General features: G+C 69.1%; 17 protein-coding genes and 1 pseudogene. 9 read left to right on the forward strand and 9 right to left on the reverse strand.

The genetic code is table 11. The features are described from left to right. Nucleotides 1–490: pseudogene (locus G3N92_RS19010) on the reverse strand (Zn-dependent oxidoreductase); the annotation flags it as partial. Between the two features lie 100 nt (nucleotides 491–590). On the opposite strand from G3N92_RS19010, the gene G3N92_RS19015 reads away from it, so the two are divergent. The 4 genes from G3N92_RS19015 (at nucleotide 591) to G3N92_RS19030 (ending at nucleotide 3,883) form a co-directional block, all read left to right on the forward strand. Next, nucleotides 591–1,538, forward strand: a complete 948-nt coding sequence (locus tag G3N92_RS19015) for a LysR family transcriptional regulator (protein WP_339385780.1) — start codon at nucleotides 591–593, stop codon at nucleotides 1,536–1,538. A gap of 138 nt (nucleotides 1,539–1,676) precedes the next feature. Beyond that, complete coding sequence (locus G3N92_RS19020) at nucleotides 1,677–2,567, forward strand: LysR family transcriptional regulator (protein ID WP_206129073.1); 891 nt, start codon at nucleotides 1,677–1,679, stop codon at nucleotides 2,565–2,567. Between the two features lie 109 nt (nucleotides 2,568–2,676). After that, nucleotides 2,677–2,979, forward strand: a complete 303-nt coding sequence (locus G3N92_RS19025; protein WP_206129074.1) for a hypothetical protein — start codon at nucleotides 2,677–2,679, stop codon at nucleotides 2,977–2,979. Between the two features lies 1 nt (nucleotide 2,980). Then, nucleotides 2,981–3,883, forward strand: coding sequence for a 4-hydroxy-tetrahydrodipicolinate synthase (locus tag G3N92_RS19030; RefSeq protein WP_206129075.1), 903 nt, complete (start codon nucleotides 2,981–2,983; stop codon nucleotides 3,881–3,883). A gap of 105 nt (nucleotides 3,884–3,988) precedes the next feature. On the opposite strand, the gene ggt is transcribed toward G3N92_RS19030, so the two are convergent. Continuing rightward, nucleotides 3,989–5,710: a gamma-glutamyltransferase gene (gene ggt / locus G3N92_RS19035; protein ID WP_206129076.1), complete on the reverse strand. Its 1,722-nt coding sequence runs from the start codon at nucleotides 5,708–5,710 to the stop codon at nucleotides 3,989–3,991. Between the two features lie 267 nt (nucleotides 5,711–5,977). Here ggt and G3N92_RS19040 point away from each other — a divergent pair, with 267 nt between their 5' ends. After that, nucleotides 5,978–6,496, forward strand: coding sequence for a metal-dependent hydrolase (locus tag G3N92_RS19040; RefSeq protein WP_206129077.1), 519 nt, complete (start codon nucleotides 5,978–5,980; stop codon nucleotides 6,494–6,496). A 61-nt stretch (nucleotides 6,497–6,557) separates the two neighbouring features. Here G3N92_RS19040 and G3N92_RS19045 read toward each other — a convergent pair whose 3' ends face one another. The 4 genes from G3N92_RS19045 to G3N92_RS19060 all read right to left on the reverse strand — a co-directional run bounded on the left by G3N92_RS19045 (nucleotide 6,558) and on the right by G3N92_RS19060 (nucleotide 10,210). Further along, nucleotides 6,558–6,740: a hypothetical protein gene (locus G3N92_RS19045; RefSeq protein WP_206129078.1), complete on the reverse strand. Its 183-nt coding sequence runs from the start codon at nucleotides 6,738–6,740 to the stop codon at nucleotides 6,558–6,560. A gap of 133 nt (nucleotides 6,741–6,873) precedes the next feature. Continuing rightward, nucleotides 6,874–7,527, reverse strand: a complete 654-nt coding sequence (locus G3N92_RS19050) for a LysE family translocator (protein ID WP_206129079.1) — start codon at nucleotides 7,525–7,527, stop codon at nucleotides 6,874–6,876. A 154-nt stretch (nucleotides 7,528–7,681) separates the two neighbouring features. Beyond that, on the reverse strand, nucleotides 7,682–9,034 hold the full coding sequence (locus tag G3N92_RS19055; RefSeq protein ID WP_206129080.1) for an APC family permease: 1,353 nt from the start codon (nucleotides 9,032–9,034) through the stop codon (nucleotides 7,682–7,684). A gap of 339 nt (nucleotides 9,035–9,373) precedes the next feature. Beyond that, the gene (locus G3N92_RS19060) at nucleotides 9,374–10,210 is read right to left on the reverse strand and encodes a carbon-nitrogen hydrolase family protein (RefSeq protein WP_206129081.1); all 837 of its coding nucleotides are present in this window, start codon (nucleotides 10,208–10,210) and stop codon (nucleotides 9,374–9,376) included. 139 nt (nucleotides 10,211–10,349) lie between these two features. Between G3N92_RS19060 and G3N92_RS19065 the strand changes: the two genes are divergently transcribed. Further along, nucleotides 10,350–11,180: a helix-turn-helix transcriptional regulator gene (locus G3N92_RS19065; protein ID WP_206129082.1), complete on the forward strand. Its 831-nt coding sequence runs from the start codon at nucleotides 10,350–10,352 to the stop codon at nucleotides 11,178–11,180. Nucleotides 11,181–11,467: 287 nt separating this feature from the next. Here the strand turns inward: G3N92_RS19065 and G3N92_RS19070 are convergent, their stop codons facing one another. After that, entirely contained in the window at nucleotides 11,468–13,090 is a 1,623-nt protein-coding gene (locus G3N92_RS19070; protein ID WP_206129083.1) for a methyl-accepting chemotaxis protein, read from the reverse strand. A gap of 321 nt (nucleotides 13,091–13,411) precedes the next feature. Continuing rightward, entirely contained in the window at nucleotides 13,412–14,053 is a 642-nt protein-coding gene (locus tag G3N92_RS19075; protein WP_206129089.1) for an HD domain-containing protein, read from the reverse strand. Nucleotides 14,054–14,176: 123 nt separating this feature from the next. Between G3N92_RS19075 and G3N92_RS19080 the strand changes: the two genes are divergently transcribed. After that, complete coding sequence (locus tag G3N92_RS19080; protein WP_206129084.1) at nucleotides 14,177–15,163, forward strand: helix-turn-helix domain-containing protein; 987 nt, start codon at nucleotides 14,177–14,179, stop codon at nucleotides 15,161–15,163. Nucleotides 15,164–15,245: 82 nt separating this feature from the next. Here G3N92_RS19080 and G3N92_RS19085 read toward each other — a convergent pair whose 3' ends face one another. Then, nucleotides 15,246–16,373, reverse strand: coding sequence for an MBL fold metallo-hydrolase (locus tag G3N92_RS19085; RefSeq protein ID WP_206129085.1), 1,128 nt, complete (start codon nucleotides 16,371–16,373; stop codon nucleotides 15,246–15,248). An 84-nt stretch (nucleotides 16,374–16,457) separates the two neighbouring features. On the opposite strand from G3N92_RS19085, the gene G3N92_RS19090 reads away from it, so the two are divergent. Both G3N92_RS19090 and G3N92_RS19095 read left to right on the forward strand, forming a co-directional pair. After that, on the forward strand, nucleotides 16,458–17,105 hold the full coding sequence (locus G3N92_RS19090; RefSeq protein ID WP_206129086.1) for a TetR/AcrR family transcriptional regulator: 648 nt from the start codon (nucleotides 16,458–16,460) through the stop codon (nucleotides 17,103–17,105). Between the two features lie 80 nt (nucleotides 17,106–17,185). Next, nucleotides 17,186–17,467 (forward strand): NTP transferase domain-containing protein (locus tag G3N92_RS19095; RefSeq protein WP_206129087.1); only part of this gene is annotated, 282 nt, incomplete at its 3' end.

Raw genomic sequence — 17,467 nt, forward strand, 5'->3', positions numbered from 1 at the left:
TCGCGCGGCCCGTGGCCGAATTGCCGGCCGTCGCGATCACGGCCGCGTGGCCCGCCTCGGCGATCTCCTCCAGAAAGGCGTAGGCCGTCATCGCGTTGACGAGCGAGCCGCAGTAATCGCGCGCCTCGACCGTATCGGGCAGGATCAGGCAGTTCGTGTACGGCACGTGGGCGCGCTCGCACCACAGCCCGACCGTTTCGGGGCTGCGGCCGAGCGAGCGGTAGATCGCCACCTGCCGGCCCAGATACGCGGCCGGCACGCCCGCGCCGATCGCCGCGACCACGCCCGCGCCCGACGCGCCCCACACGTCGTGCCGCACGGCGCTCAGCGCGTTGCCGGCGGCCTGCGGCATGCGCAGGAAGGTCTTGTCGCCGTGGTTGATCGCCGAGGCGTCCATCTCCACCAGCACATGGCCCGGCGCGGGCTGCGCCGGGGTGGGAATCTCGCGCACTTCCAGCGCCCGCTCGGGCGTCACGCAAATCGCTTGCATCGTTCGAAACCTCGCTTCGGTTGAGGCTGCGCGGCGGCGCGCTGCGCGCCCCGGCACCCGGTGAGGCCGTACGTTAAGGCGTTTCATCGATTGCCGAAACGTGCGATCCGCACATATCATCGATTCCACTCTGGAATGGATCGACATCGCACGCATGGATCGTCTCGACGCAATACGGCTGTTCGTCCTGCTGGTGGAACGCGGCAGTTTTTCGGCGGTGGGCCGCGAGGAAGGCATCGGGCAGCCAGCCGTCAGCAAGCAGATCGCCGCGCTGGAGCGCCATCTCGGCGCGCAACTGCTGCAACGCACCTCGCGCCGCGTGGCGATCACCGAGGCCGGGCAGGCGTTCTACGACGCGGCGCGGCCGCTGGTGGACGATTTCGAGGCGGTGGAATCGTCGGTGGGCGCGCGCCAGCATGCGCCGCGCGGGCTGGTGCGCATCGATACCGCGCCCGCGCACGGCCGGCTCTGGATCACGCCGCGCCTGCCCGAGCTGTTCCGGCGCTATCCGGATATTTCGGTGGCGCTGTCCGCGTCGGAGCGCAACGTCGACCTGGTCGGCCAGGGCATCGATCTGGCAATCCGCCACGGGCCGCTGGCCGATTCCGCGCTCAGCGCGCGCCGGCTCGGCGAGACGCGCATGGTGATCGCCGCCAGCGCCGATTACGTCGCGGCGCACGGCGCGCCGGCGCGGCTCGCCGATCTCGACGCGCATCCGTGCATCGTGTTCGCGCGCGACCGCGAACGCCGCCCGTGGCGGCTCAAGCAGGGACGCGAGCCGATCGCCTACCTGCCGCGCGGCTCGCTGCTGACGGGCGACGCCGAACACGTGCGCGCCGCCGTGCTGCACGGCCTCGGCATTTCCCAGGCGCCGTACTGGCTGCTGGCCGACGAGATCCGCGCGGGGCGCGTGCGCGAACTGCTGCCCGCGCTGCAGCCCGATCCGCTGCCGATGCACGTGGTGCATGCGGCCGGCCGGCGCGTGCCGATGCGGGTGCGCGCCGTGATCGACTTCCTGGTGGAGATCTTCTCGGAACCGTCACCGTGATCATGCACGGCGCAAGCGGGCCATCGGCCGCTTGAAGCCCATGTTTTCAGGCGCTTTCGGCATGCAAGGCGGCCCGCATGCCGCGCCCGCCCGCGCTTGTTATCATCACGGCTGATCACGCTGCGCGGAGCCTTCGCGATGGAACTCAAACACCTCGGCGCGTTCGTCGCGCTGGCCGACGAACTGCACTTCGGCCGCGCCGCCGAACGGCTCTGCATCGTGCAGCCGGCGCTGAGCATGCAGATCAAGACGCTCGAAACCGGCCTCGGCGTGCGCCTGTTCGACCGCGATCGCCACAAGGTCGCGCTGACCGACGCGGGCCGCCTGTTCCTGCCCGAAGCGCGCGCCACGCTCGATCAGGCCGCGCGCGCGGCGCAAGTGGCGCGGCTGTCGGCGCAGGGCGAGATCGGCACGCTGCGGCTCGGCTTCGTGTCGTCGGTGCTGCCGAAGCTGCTGCCCACCGTGATCCGCACGCTGCACGCGCGCTATCCGCGCATCGCGCTCGAACTGAAGGACATGCCCACGCCCGACCAGATCGCCGCGCTGCACGGCGGCACGCTCGACGTCGGGCTCGGCCGGCTGCCGATCGCGGCGGGCGGCCTGAGCACGCGCGTGGTCATGGAGGAGCCGTTCGTGGTGGCGGTGCCGGCCTCGCATCCGCTCGCGCGCCGCCGCGAGATCCAGCCGGCGCAACTGCGCGGCCAGCCCGCGTTCGTGCTGGCGCGCCGCTATGCGCCCGGCCTGTTCGACGCGCTGCTGGTGGCGCTCGGCGCGCAGCAAGTCACGCTCGAGATCGCGCGCGAGCTGGGCGAATACACCACCATGCTCGCGCTGGTGGCGGCCGGGCTCGGCATCGGCCTGATCCCGGCCGAAGCGGCCGCCGCGGTGCCGCCCAACGTGGTGGCCCGGCCGCTGGCGCTGCCGGGCCACCGCGCGCCGCTCGGGCTGATCTGGCGCGACGACGACAGCACGCTCAAGCGCGTGTTCGTCGAGGTGGTGGAAGCCTGCGTGAACGGCAAGGGGGATTGAGCGGCGCACCCGGTCGTTTACACCCCGCCCCGATCTTTTTACGCGGCATTGATACGCGGCTCGCTACGCTGGGAGGGTCTTCCTACCCGACCGGGTTCCCTTCCCTCGCATGCGCCAAGCCAAGGCTGTCACCCCGCACCGTATTCTTCCCCCGGCCACCCAGGCCGCTCCCGTCACCCGCGCCAGCGTCCGCATCTCGCTGACGCACGACCACCGCGACGCGCAACTCGCGACGCTGCTGGCCTCCACGCTGGCGAGCCATGTGGTCGCCGTGCAGTTGGCGCGGCGCGCGATCCACGTCACGCTCGGCACCGCCAGCCCCGACATGCCGGCCCTGCTCGACCTGCTGATGTCGTGCGTCGACGCGGCCACCATCGGCCCGATCGTGCATGCCGCCGTCACGGAGGCCTGACATGTTCAAGGGCATCTGGGTGCCGCTCGTCACGCCGTTTCGCGACGGCCGCGTGGACACCGCCGCGCTGCGCGCGCTAGCCGCGTCGTATCTCGACACCGGCATCGCCGGCTTCGTCGCGCTCGGCACCACGGCCGAAGCCGCGCTGCTCGACGATGCCGAACGCGTCGCCGCGCTGGCCGCGATCGTCGAGGTGGCCGCCGGCCGGCTGCCGGTGTTCGTCGGCGTGGGCGGGCTCGACACGCGCGCGTTCCTCGCCGAGATCGACCGGCTCGAACGGCACGCGATCGCCGGCTATCTCGTCTCGCCGCCCGCCTATCTGTGTCCGAACCAGGCCGGCGTGCTCTGGCATTTCGAGCAGATCGCGCAACACACGCGGCGGCCGGTCATGCTGTACGACGTGCCGCATCGCACCGGCGTGGCGATCGAACCGGCCACCGTGCGCCAGTTGCTGCGCCATCCGAACCTGGCCGGCATCAAGGAATGCGTGCCCGCGCATTTCGATGCGCTCCACATGCTGCCGATCGAACTGCTGTGCGGCACCGACAGCGCGTTTCTCGATTGCCTCGCCGCCGGCGGCTCGGGCGGCGTGCTGGCCAGCGCGCACGTGTGCGCGGATCTGTTCGTCGAAGTGCAGCGGCTGCACGCAGCGGGCCGCGTGACGGAAGCGCACAGCCTGTTCGACGCGATGCAGCCCGTGGTACGGCTGCTGTTCGCCGCGCCGAACCCGTCCGCGATCAAGGCGATGCTGTCGCTCACGCACGGCATCTCGCCGGAGGTGCGCATGCCGATCACGCCGGCCTCGCCGCAGTTGCTGGCGGAGTTGCGGCGCGTGCTGCCGATGCTGGAACGCCTGCGCGGAGAATGGCTGGCCGCGCCGTGTCCGGCGGGCGGCGCGCTATAGCGCGATCCGGCGCGGAAAAGAAAAACCGGCGCAGGCCGGGTGCGGCATCGCTGCCGCCTCGGCCTGCGCCGGTCATGCCAGGCGCATCGAATACCGCGAACGCGCTCAGCGCACGATGCGCGTCACGCCGCGGCCGCGCGGGTCGGCCGCCGCTTCGGGCGTCCTGCCGTCCACGCGGATCACCTGGATATCGCCGCTGAAATCCTGCCCCTTCAGCGTGTAGCCCTTCGCCTCGATCTGCTGCGCCAGCTCGCCCGTGATCGGGTGGTACGGCTCCCAGAAGATCGTGTTCGGCGGCAGCAGCTGATGATGGAAGCGGAACGCGCCCACCGCCGCCTTCAGCGGCATGCCGAAATCGTAGACGTTGGTGATCACCTGGAAGATCGAGGTGAAGATGCGCGAGCCGCCCGGCGTGCCGATCACGAGCGCCACCTTGCCGTCCTTGGTCAGGATGGTCGGCGACATCGACGACAGCGGCCGCTTCTTCGGCTCGATCGCGTTCGCATCGCTGCCCACCACGCCGAACATGTTGGCCACGCCCGGCTTCGCGGAGAAGTCGTCCATCTCGTCGTTGAGCACGATGCCGGTGCCTTCCGCCACCACGCCCGAGCCGAAATAGCCATTGATGGTGTACGTGTTCGACACCGCGTTGCCCCACTTGTCCACCACCGAGAAGTGCGTTGTTTCGGCCTTTTCCGGCATCGTCGTGCCGAGGCCCGGCTTCACGCTCTGCGTGTCGGACGGCGACACCGGATTGACCTCGGCCGCGCGCTTGGCGATATAGGCGTCGTCGGTCAGTTGCGCCACCGGCACCTTGTAGAAATCGGGGTCGCCCAGGTATTGCGCGCGATCGGCGAACACGCGCTTCTCGATCTCGGCCACGAGGTGCACGTACTGCGCCGAGTTCAGCGGCACGCCCTTGAAGTCGGCCGCGCGATCCTCCTTCATCTTCAGCAACTGCACGAGGCCCACCCCGCCCGAGCTCGGCGGCGGCGCGGTGATCACGTGATAGCCGTTCCAGCTCGCCTCCACCGGCTGACGCCAGACAGCCTTGTACTGCGCGAGATCCTCGGCCGTGATGAGGCCGTCGCCGGGCTGCATCGCGGCGGCGATCTTCGCGGCCGTCGGGCCTTCGTAGAAGCCCTTCGCGCCTTCCGACGAGATCCGCTGCAGCACGTCGGCCAGATCGGGCTGCTTGAAGTTCGTGCCGGCCTTCATCGAGCCGAAGAACTTGTCGAAGTTGGTCTTGCCGGCGAATTCCTTGGAGGCATCCACGCCGCGCTGCGCGAGCTGCTCGTCCACCACGAAGCCGTCCTTCGCGTAGTGGATGGCCGGCGCGAGCACCTGCTGCCACTTGAGCTTGCCGAAGCGCTTCTGCGCTTCCCACATGCCCGACACGGTGCCCGGCACGCCCACCGCGCGCGGCCCGTACAGGCTCATGCCCTTGATGACGTTGCCGTCCTTGTCGAGGTACATGTCCTTGGTGGCGGCAAGCGGCGCGCTTTCGCGGTAGTCGAGGAAGTACGGCTTGCCGTCGACGTAGAGCGTCATGAAACCGCCGCCGCCGATGTTGCCGGCCTCGGGATACGTGACCGCCAGCGTGAACGCGATCGCCACGGCGGCGTCCACCGCGTTGCCGCCTTCCTTGAAGATTTTTTCGGCGGCGTCGGCGCTGTACTTGTCGGCGACCGCGACCGCCGATCCAGTTAGTTGCGCATGCAACGGAGTCTTGGCAAGCGCGGGGGCGGCGGGCACGAAGCCCGACACGGCGACGCCGGCGCAGGCCGCGACGACGGAAATCCTGAAGCGTTGGAACGTTACGTTCATTTCGCATCCCTCATGAGTGAGCACTGCGTGCTGGAGAAAGGCCGTCCCGCCGCTTATAGCATGTTCCGGCACTTGAAAGAAATCTCGCAAGGCGGATGCTGCAATGCAACTTTCGGTGCTGAATGCAGGGCTTTCGCGCGTTGGCGACCGTTAGATGCAATTCATGCGCATAGCGAAATATTCCGCCGAAGATGATCCGCATCGCCCGTCGATCTGCGAAGATAGCGCCCCGGATTTTTTGCAGCGCACCTTCGCACGTTTTCTTGCATGGCATCTCATAACGCTCATCGTGCGACCGGCTGGGCCGCCGGTTTGATCGCCGCCGCGCTCGTCTGGCAGGCCGGCGCCGCCGGCGCATGGCATCTGGGCAGCCTCGCGGCATTTCTCGGCGGCGTGGCGGGCGGCACCGCGCCCGATTGGCTCGAAGTGGCGTGGTGGACACGCAAGCGGCGGCTCTGGATCAAGCATCGCACCGCGACGCATTGGGGCGTCGGCTGGATCGCGCTGCTGTGGTTCGCCGATCGCGCCGTGGCTGCGCAGCACGCATGGGCGCCGCCGCTGTTCGGCTTTGCGTGCGGCGGGCTCATGCATCTGCTGGCCGATTGGCCGAACCCGCTCGGCGTGCCGTGGATCCTGCAACGTCATTCGCTGAACTGGTGGAAAAGCGGACGCTGCGATCTGATCGTGGTGGCGGTGGCGTGGATTGGCGCGCTGTGGCTCGCGCAGGCCGCGTGGCAGCGCGATGCGCTGCTCGAGCACTGGCTGCGGTGGTTGAGGATGGCGTGAGGGGTGGGCGCCGTGGGAACAACGAAGCGCGGGGCGCGGGAGACGATACGCCCCGCTTGCGTCATTCCGGGTCGGGCCACGAACCGGCGGCCTCGCCGAAGATGTCGTACGGGGTAAAGCCGAACATGCGCACGCATTCGCGAATATCGGCCAGCACGGTGATGGACACGGCGTGCTTGTCCTCGGCGAGTTGCTGCTGGATCGTTGCGATCCGTTGCTGGCAATGTCCGACATCGTCGATCATGGCGGGCTCCTTCGAAAGGCATGAAGACGCCGGGCGGTTCGCGCCCGGCAAGATCAAAAGCCGTTCGATGGTACGGAATCCGCCGCGCGCGCTGAATCGGACAGCACCGATAGTCGCCTCGGACGAATCTCAATCAGCGCGTCTGCGCCGCCACCTTCACGCCGAGCCCGATCAGCATCGAGCCGATCAGCTTGCCCTGCAGGCGGCGCAGCAGCGGCAGCTTGCCGAGCATGTGACGCAGCGGCCGCAGCGCGAACACCAGCATCGACGTGTAGAGCGTGCCGAACACCGCGAACAGCACGCCCAGTTCGATGAACTGGAAGAACGCGTGCCCGTTCTCGGGATGCACGAACTGCGGCAGGAACGCGATGAAGAACAGCGCCGTCTTCGGGTTCAGCAATTCGGTCAGGATCGCCTGGCCGCACACGCGCACCGGCGACATGGCCGGCAGCGCCGGCTGCGAGGCATCGTCGGCCTGCGCCTGAACGGCCAGCTTCGGCGCCGGCTCGCGCCACGAGCGCCAGCCCAGATAGAACAGATAGGCCGCGCCCACGTATTTCACGGCGTTGAACGCGATCGAGGACGTCATCAGCAGCGCCGACAGGCCCGCGCCGGCCGCGAACGTATGGACGATGTCGCCGATCGCGCAGCCCACGCTGGCCATCACGCCCGCGCGCCAGCCGCCTTGCGCGGTGCGCGACAGCACCATCAGCACGGCCGGCCCCGGCACGAGGAACAGTCCGAACATGATCACGATGAATGTGCCGAGCGTCGACAGGTCAATCACTTGCGCTTCCTTTCCATTGAGGGCCGTGCCCCAAACGGAACGGCCCCGCGCATTGCGCGCGAGGCCGTGATTGTACTGGGGCGGCGCGTAACGCGCAGCGCGCCTCGCCGCCCCGCTCCGTTGCGCGCTCCCTTGCCCGCGCCCCGGCAAACCCTCAGACGGCCATTTCCGGCGGCGCCTGGCGGAAGCCGCGCGTGAGCCAGCCCAGATACGCGAGGCCGAGCACGAACCAGATCGCGCCGAGCACCAGCGCCGATTTCTCGAGGCTCACGAGCAGCCAGATATCGGCGATCGCGCCGAGCGCCGGGAACAGCAGCCCGCCGATCGCGCCGAAGCGGCGCTGCGCGGCCGGCAGCACGAAATACTGGCGCATCACGCACAGGTTGACCGAGGTGAACGCGAGGAACGCGCCGAAGTTGATGAACGAGGTGGAGGTGGCCACGTCGAGCTTCAGCGCGATCAGACCGATCGCGCCGGCGAACGCGATGTTCAGCGCGGGCGTCTGGAAGCGCGGGTGGATGTAGCCGAAGATCCGGCGCGGCAGCACCTCGTCGCGGCCCATCGCATAGAGCAGCCGGCCGACGCTGGCCTGCGCCGAGATGCCCGACGCGAACTGCGCGAGGATCAGCCCGGCCAGGAACACCGACACGAAGATGTCGCCGCCCACCTTCTTGGCGATCTCGAACGCGGCCGAATCGGGATCCTTGAACACCGCGCCCGGATGCGCCAGTTGCAGCGTGTAGGCCGCGATCACGAAGATCGCGCCGCCGATCAGCGCGATCAGCACGATGGCGCGCGGGATCGTCTTCTCGGGATCGACGGTTTCCTCGGTCAGCGTCGAGACGGCGTCGAAGCCCAGGTACGAATACGCGGCGATCGCCGCGCCCGCCATGGTGGCCGACAGCGGCACATGGGCGTTGAAGAACGGCTGCGCGGCGAGGATCCCGCCGGGGCCGGCCGCGGCCATCGCGTAGTGGCAGCACAGCACCACGAACAGCGCGACGATCAGCAGCTGCACCACCATCAGCACGATGTTGAAGCGGTTCGCCAGCTCGATGCCGAGGATGTTCAGGCCACTCGTCAGCACGATGAACGCGACGATCCACACCCACGCCGGAATCGACGGGAACGCCGCGCCCAGATAGGCCGCGCCGATCAGCCAGATCACCATCGGCAGGAAGAAGTAGTCGAGCAGCGTGGCCCAGCCGATCATGAAGCCGAGATGCGCGTTGAAGGTCTTGCGCGTGTAGGTGTAGGCCGAGCCCGCCACCGGGAACAGCCGCGCGAGCTTGCCGTAGCTCAGCGCCGTGAACACGATCGCGATCAGCGCCAGCAGATAGGCCAGCGCGGCGGTGTCCTGGCTCGCGCCGGCCAGCACGCCGTAGGTGCCGTAGACGATCAGCGGCGCCATGTAGGCCAGGCCGAACAACAGCACGGACGGCAGGCCGAGCGTGCGCTTCAGGCGCGGCGCGCGGCCGTCGGGCTGCGACGGGGATGAATGAGTCATGGTCGGTCTCCAGTGAGCGCGACAGCGCGCGCTCCTACGCAAAACACCAGGTTGCACGGGGCCGCGCCGCGTGACGGCGCGCTGCGCGAGGCAGGCGGCGTCGCCGCGGCGGCGGCAGGGCTCTACGGTCAGGCTCAGGTCAAAGAAAGCGAACAACGGGCCGCCGGGCGGAAGGCCCGCGGCGAACGGCTGCGGCACGCAACGGGCCGGCCGAACGGCACGACGATCGAGGCGGCTATCGGACGGCTATCGGACGGCGCTCGAACGCAAGCCCGGCAACCGCCCTGCGCAAGCGAAGCGGCGCCCCGGTCATGAGCCGGTGCGCCGCCCCGCCCGGGTTCAGCGCGCGCGGATCACGCGGCCGCGCCCCGCATGCGGCTCGTGGGCCGGCGCGGGATCGTCGCGCAGGTCGAGCCGCACGCGCGCGTCGTGCAGATAGCTGTAATGCTCCCGGCTCGCCGCGAGCAGCGCCGGATCGAGCGTGGTGCACAGCACGGCGTCCTCGCCGTGCAGCTCGCTCAGGACATCGCCCGACGGCGCGATCAGCGCCGATTCGCCGGGGAAGCTCAGGTTGTCGTCGCCGTCGCCGATCCGGTTGACGAGCGCCGCGAACATCTGGTTTTCCATCGCGCGCGCCACGATCGCGCGGCGATGCACGGGGCCGAACGGATCCATGTTGCCGTTGGTCACGATCAGCAGATCCGCGCCGAGCGAGGCGACCGCGCGGGCCGTCTCGGGAAACTCGATGTCGTAGCAGATCAGCAGGCCCACGGTCATGCCGTTGAATTCGCACACGCCGTAGCGGTCGCCCGGCTCGAACACGCCGACGTCGGACGCCCACAGGTGGGTCTTGCGGTAACGCAGCGCGATCTCGCCGGCGGCGTCGATCAGCACCGTGGTGTTGAAGAAGCGCTCGCCGTCGCGTTCGGCGAAGCCCACCGCCACGCCCGTGCCGGCCGCGCGCGCGGCGTCGCGCACGGTGCGCAGCGACGGGCCGTCGAGAGGCTCGGCCACGTCGCGGATGTTCTCGCGCGTCGGAAAGCCGGTCAGCGTGGTTTCGGGAAACACGATCAGGTCGGTGCCGTCGCGCCGCGCGCGGATCACCTCGGTCACACGCGCCAGATTCGGTTCGACGTCGCCGTCGACGACCGGGATCTGCGCCAATTCGATTTGCATCTGCTTGCCTCCAGTATTGCGGGCCGATAGACTCGCGCTCGCATTGCGCCGCGGCTTGGGGCCGGCGGCGTGGCGCTATTATCGGGACGTTATTTTTGTCCAGGAATTCCCCACCTGGGTTACCACGATCGGAGGACACATGGAACTCGACTGGCGGGATCTCGCGTTCCATCACCACGTCGCCACGCTGATCGACGCGATCGACAGCGCCGACTTCTGGACCCGGCTCGCCCGCGTGCTGCAACGCTTCGTGCCGTTCGACAACTGGGTGGGGCTGCTGTTCGCGCGCGAGCGCGCCCCGCTCGTGTGCGCCGAATCGCCCACGCCCGACGGCACCGTCGACCAGATGTTCCAGAGCTACCTGGGCGCGCTGTACCAGCTCGATCCGTTCTACATCGCGGCCTGCGAGCGCCCTGCCTCGGGCCTCGTCACGCTCGAATCGGTCGCGCCGGACAACTTCCGGATGACCGATTATTACCAGCGCTACTTCAAGAGCAACATCATCGGCGACGAGGTGCAGTTCAACCACGCCGTCGACGACAGCCACACGCTGATCTTCTCGCTCGGCGCGACGCGGCGTTACGGCGAGCGCGATCTGGCCGTGTTCGCGGTGGTCGCGCCATGGGTGATCGCGCTGATGCGGCAGCGCCTGCCTTACGAAACCTTTACCGGCGGCGGCGCGCGCGGCGCGGCGCTCGAAGCCGATGCGCCGCTGCCCGCCGGGCCCGACGAGGCCAGCTACGCCGAGCATTTCGAGCGCGTCGTGCAGCAGCGCGGGCACACGCCGCTGACGGCGCGCGAGGTGGAGGTGGTGCGGCTGAGCCTGAGCGGCTTCTCGACGCGCGCGATCTCCGAGCGGCTGACGATCTCGTTCGAGACGGTGCGCGCGCACAAGAAGCACATCTACGCGAAGCTCGGCGTCAATTCGCAGTCTGAACTATTTGCGCTGTTCTACGAGCCGGGGCGCTGACCACCGGGCCATTGCGTCGGGCCGAAACACGCCGAACCGAGCCCGCGCGGCCGCCGATTCAAGCAGGCCGCGCCGGTGCGCGTCGAATTCGCGGGAGAAGTCAAGGAAGAAACGGAACACGGCAGCGCGAGCGGCCGTCGCGACACGCTCGGCCATCTGGCCTGGACGCTGCTGCGCCGCGCTGATCGCCGGCGAGTTCGTGTACGAGGATGCGCTGCCGCCCGACGAACGCGAGACGGCGCGCGTGAAGCTGGCGCGGCGGCGCTGACCGAAGCGCGCCGCCGGGTTCAGGCTCGGGCCAGCGCGGGCGCGCCAAGACGCGGCGCGGCTTCGTACGACAGCGCACGCGCCGGCCCGCCGTTGCCGCCCGTCAAGCGGAACACCGACACCGCTTCCGACAGCACCGCCGACTGCTCGTCCAGCGATTGCGCCGCCGCGGCCGCCTGTTCGACGAGCGCGGCGTTCTGCTGCGTGACTTCGTCCATCTGCGTGACGGCCTGATTGATCTGCTCGATGCCGCGCGACTGCTCGTCGGAGGCGGCCGAGATTTCCGCGACGATGTCCGACACGCGGCGGATCGCCTCGCGCACGCGGCCCATCTTCTCGCTGACGTCGTTGGCCTGCCCCGCGCCGCCCTCGATCAGCGTGACCGACGACGCGATCAGCTCCTTGATCTCCTTGGCCGCCGCCGCCGAGCGCTGCGCCAGCGTGCGCACTTCCGAGGCCACCACCGCGAAGCCGCGGCCCTGCTCGCCCGCGCGCGCCGCTTCCACGGCCGCGTTCAGCGCAAGGATATTGGTTTGGAACGCGATGCCCTCGATGGTGCCGGTGATCTCCGAAATCTTGCCCGAGCTGCCGCTGATCCGAAGGATCGTGTCGACCATCTCGCGCATCGCCTGGTTGTTGTCGTCGGCCAGGCTCGACGCGTTGGTGGCGAGGCCGTTGGCCTGGCGCGCGTTCTCGGCGTTCTGCTTCACCGTCTCGGTCAGTTGCGTCATGCTCGACGCCGTTTCTTCCAGCGAGGCGGCCTGCTCCTCGGTGCGCGAGGACAGATCGAGGTTGCCGGTGGCGATTTCCTTGGCCGCGAGCGCGACCGAGCCGGTGCTCGCCTGAATGCGGCGCACGGTGTGCGACAGTTGATCGTCCATCGTCTTCAGCGCCTGCATCAGGTCGCCGAATTCGCCGCGGAAGTGGCTGTCGATACGCGCTTCGAGCCGGCCCTCGGCAATCGTGTTCGCCAACGCGATCGCGCTGCCGAGCGGGCGCATGACCACGCGCAGCAGATACACCGACGCGCCGGCCGCCATCAGCATGCCTATCACGACCAGCACGATCGCGATGGTCAGCGCGGTGCGCGCGCTGTCGTTGCTGTCGGTGGCCATCTGCTGGGCCTGCCGGTCGTTCAGCGCGATGTCGTTCTTGATCTGGTCGAGCATCGCGTCGGCGGACGCGTTCTCGGCGTCGATGATCTGCCCGGCCGCGTCGTAGTTGCCGGCGGCGAGCGCCGACAGGATCTGCTGCGTCGACTGGTGAAACTGCGGCATCGCCGCGTTGATCTTGTCGGCGATCCCGCGCTCGTCGTCCGCCGTCACCAGGCCCGGGTAGTAGCGCGGCCATTCCTTGTCGATCTGGTCGAGCGAATGGCGGATCGATTCGATGCCGGTGCGCGTGCGCTCGTCGGAGCGCAGCACTTGCAGCGTGCGCATCAGGCGGCGGATGTCGAGCACCTCGCCGCGCACCGCGCCGAGCACCCGGATCGGCTGCACGACGGTGGTGTATTCGTCGTTCACCGTCTGCTTGAGGCGCGCGATGGTCAGCGATCCGAAGATCCCCACCAGCGCGATGATCAGCACGCAGGCCGTCATGGCCATCACGATTTTGAAACGGACGGTGTGATGCAGGCGGCTCACGATGCGGTTCTCCAGTTCTGTCGCCCAGCGAAGCGACGGGTAGCGATACGGCGCTCGACTCCGTCGATACGACGCCGGACGCCAGCCCGCGATTACGGCGCGCCGCGATCCAACTTTAATTTTTTCGCTGCTTTTCTTTTCGTAATTGAAATAAATACCGGAATACAGGTAAGCGCTCGCGAATCATATGACGAATAACGCAAAAAGCCCGCCCCGCGCGAATTTTGCGGCGGCGGGCCAGTGTGACGGCGGGCGTCCGATTACAGCGCGCATACGCTTTTCTTTCCGTGTTTGCGCAAAACGCACGCGAGCGCGTTGCACTCAACCGCGCCAGGCCGAACAGCGAATCACCGAACAGAAATTGCCGGCGTGGAAATGCGGCTCCTTGTCGGCGATCACATCGGCCTTGACGTTGCCGAACGTCGTGTCCGGCTTGTGACGAATGCCGTCATAGAACGCCTGGATGATGTCTTCCTTGAAGTGCGGCGTGCGCGGGTGCGCGTGCGTGACGGCGTCGCGCTCGTGATCGCTGTATTGCTTGTAGGTCAGGCCGAGCACGTCCATCTCCACGCCCGCCGTGACCAGCGCCACCACCGGGTGCATGTGCTGGGGAATGCCCGGCGTGGTGTGCAGCGCGATGGCGGTCCAGACCAGATCGATGTCGTGCTGGTCGATGCCGCGCTGGCGCAGGAAATCGCGCGCGGCGTTCGCGCCGTCCACCTCGAAGCGCTCGTGCGCGCTGCTGTGCGACGGCATCAGGCCGACGTCGTGGAACATCGCGCCCGCGTAGAGCAGCTCGGGATCGAACTTGAGGCCGCGGTCGCGCCCGGCCAGCGCGCCGAAGTAATAAACGCGGCTCGAATGATGAAACAGCAAGGGACTTTCGGTATCCCGAACGAATGCCGTGATGTCGCGCGCCAGTTGGCTGTCGGGCACGCTGATGCCGCCGATGTCGATCATGATGTTCTCCGTGTGTGGGCTTCGGAGATCATTGTCCTGCGTGCTAGTATTGTCTTCAATCGGCGTGACACGCCGTTTTCCGCCAAATCGCGCGGGAAGCGGCCGCCGCCTTCAGCGGGAGTGCCCATGAGCAAGACCATCGCGATCCTGGCCGTGCCGGGCGTGCAGTTGCTGGATGTCAGCGGGCCGCTCGACGTGTTCGCGCAGGCCAACCTGGAAGCCGGCCGCGCGGCCTACCGGCTGCAGGTGCTGGCCTGCGAGCCGGGGCACCTGGTCAGTTCGTCGGGCGCGCGGCTGGTGCCCGACGCCGTGATCGGCGGCGCCGTGCCCGATCCGCACACGCTGCTGGTGGCCGGCGCGCCCGGCATCGCGGCGCACGGCGGGCCGGCTGTGTCCGGCGTCGTGCTGGATTGGCTGCGCGGCGCGGCGAAACGCTGCCGCCGCTTCGGCTCGGTGTGCACCGGCGCGCTGGTGCTGGCGGATGCGGGGCTGCTCGACTGCCGCCGCGTCACCACGCACTGGGCCGCCGCGCAAGCGCTGGCCACGCGCTGCCCCTCCGCCGAGGTCGAGCCGGACGCGCTCTACGTGCGCGACGGCAAGCTGCGCACGGCGGCCGGCGTGACGGCCGGGCTCGATCTGGCGCTCGCGCTGGTGGAGGAGGATCTAGGCCGCGAGATCGCGATGCGCGTGGCGAATCAGCTGGTGATGTATTTCAAGCGCCCGGGCGGCCAATTGCAGTTCAGCCGCCACGGCGAAACCGCGCCGGCCGGCCGTTCGGTGCTGCAGGACGTGCAGCGCTGGGTGGCCGCGCAGCCGGGGCTCGATCACAGCGTGGCGAGCCTTGCCGAGCACGCGGGCCTGAGTCCGCGGCATTTCGCGCGGCTGTTTCATGCGGAAGTGGGCGTCACGCCGGCGGCGTGGGTGGAGATGGCGCGCGTGACGGCGGCGCGCGCGCTGATCGAAACGGCCGGCGACGCGCCCAAGCAGGTCGCCGCGAAATGCGGCTTCGCCAATGCCGACGTGCTGCGCCGCGCGTTCGTCCGGCACGTGGGCGTGACGCCGGCCGAGTATCGCAAGCGCTATCGGCGCGAGGACGAAGAGTCGGCCGATTGAGGGGGCGACTGACGGGCTGATCGAGAGGCCGATCGAGAAGCTGGCAGCAGGCCCGCCCGACCGCCCCGCCCCCGCCTACGCGTCAGGTGGTGGACGTGCCGGCCCCGCGGCAGCGCCAGCGGCGCGACCGCACCGGCTCGGCCGCCACCGCTTCCGTCACGTTGCGCCACCAGCGCTCGCCGCGATGCGGCGCGGCCAGATCGAGCCGCTCGCCCATGCGCGGCGTGGCGAGCGGAATCCCGCGCGCGGCCGTGAGCCCGAACACGCGCTCGAACGGATCCTGCCAGCGGTGCATCGCCAGATCGAACGTGCCGTTGTGCACCGGCATCAGCCAGCGCCCGCGGAGATCCTGATGCGCCTGCACCGTCTGCTCGGGCTGCATGTGCACGTACGGCCATTGCGCGTCGTACGCGCCGGTTTCGAGCAGCGTCACGTCGAACGGGCCGTAGCGCTCGCCGATCTCGCGGAAGCCGTCGAAATAGCCGGTGTCGCCGCTGAAGAACACGCGCAGGTCGCCGTCGACGATCGTCCACGAGGCCCACAGCGTGCTGTCGCCGTCGAACAGGCTGCGGCCCGAGAAATGCTGCGCCGGGGTGGCCGTGAACGCCACGCCGTGCCGCTCCGTGCCCTGCCACCAGTCGAACTGGCGCACCTTGGCCGCATCGATGCCCCATTCGATCAGGCGGTCGCCCACGCCGAGCGGCGTCAGGAACATCTCGGTGGTGGCGGCCAGCGCCAGCACGGTGTCGCGGTCGAGGTGATCGTAGTGGTCGTGCGAGAGGATCACGCCGGCCAGCGGCGGCAGATCGGCCAGCGCGATCGGCGGCGCGTGGAAGCGCTTCGGCCCCATGTTGCGGAACGGCGAGGCGCGTTCGGCGAACACCGGATCGGTCAGCCAGAACCGGCCGCGCAGCTTCAGCAGCAGGGTGGAATGGCCGAGGCGGTAGAGGCTGCGGTCGGGCGCGGCGTCGAGCGCCTCGCGCGTGAGCGGATCCAGCGGCAGCGCACCGGCCGGCGCGGTGCCGCCCGGCTTGTTGACGAGCATGTTCCACGCGATCGACAGCATCTTGCCGATGCCCTCGGCCGGGCGCGGCCGCACGTTGCGGAAGCGCTCGCCGTCGTGCTGCGGCGAGCCGGCCGACGTTGCGCGGCCACGGCGCGCGGCGGCGAAGCCCAGCGTGCGGCTGAACCATGCGGGAAGCGAAGTCATCGGGATCCGTCCGGAATCGAAAAGTAGACTCGCTAGTGTAGTTTGTTTGCGGGAAAAGTAAACCGGCCAGTGTAAAATTCGCCCATGGACTCCAATGCCTCCCCGACCCGCCTGACCGACCGCAAGCGCGCCGCCATCGTCGGCGCGGCGATCGACGAATTCCTGTCGGCCGGCTACGACGCCACCAGCATGGATCGCATCGCCGCCAGCGCCCAGGTGTCGAAGCGCACCGTCTACAACCACTTTCCGAGCAAGGAGGCGCTGTTCGCGGCGATCCTGCACCGGCTGTGGGATTCGACGCGCGCCGGCGACGCGGCCGTCTACCGCGCCGACGCGCCGCTGCGCGGCCAGTTGATCGACCTGCTGATGCGCAAGCTGCGCCTGCTCAGCGACGACACGTTCCTGTCGCTGGTGCGCGTGGCGATCGCCGCCGCGATCCATTCGCCCGAGCGGGCGCGCGAGATGGTGTCGCGGCTCGGCGAGCGCGAGGAGGATCTCGGCGCGTGGATTCGCGCGGCCGCCAGCGACGGGCGCCTGCGCGTCGACGATCCGCGCTTCGCCTCGGAGCAGTTGCAGGGGCTCGTCAAATCGTTCGCGTTCTGGCCGCAGGTGGCGATGGGCCAGCCGGCCGTGGCCGCCGGCCCGGCGCAGCGCGCGCTCGCGGAATCGGCCGCCGACATGTTCCTGGCGCGCTACGCGCCCGGCAGCGCCGTGCAGGACGCGCAGGATTGACGCGCCGCAACACGGGCTTGTGATTCGCCGCGGCCGCCCGCACAATCGCCGTCACGGCTCACCCGTTCACGGCTTCGCTCATGGTTGATCTGCATTCCTCGCGATTCGTCGGCGTGCTGCTGGCCGCCGGCCTCGGCACCCGTTTCGACCCCACCGGGCAGGACAGCAAGCTGCTGGCCGCCCTGCCCGACGGCACGCCCGTGGCGCTGGCCGCCGCGCGTCGGCTGCGCGCCGTGATTCCCGACGTGATCGCCGTGGTGCGCCCCGGCGCGGAGGTGCTGGCCGAGCGGCTCGCGATCGTCGGCTGCCGCGTGCTGGTGGCGGCCGAGGCCGTGCAGGGGATGGGCGCGAGCCTGGCCGCC

Origin of the sequence: Burkholderia sp. Ac-20379, from assembly GCF_017104645.1 — a bacterium.
Lineage (GTDB): Bacteria > Pseudomonadota > Gammaproteobacteria > Burkholderiales > Burkholderiaceae > Burkholderia.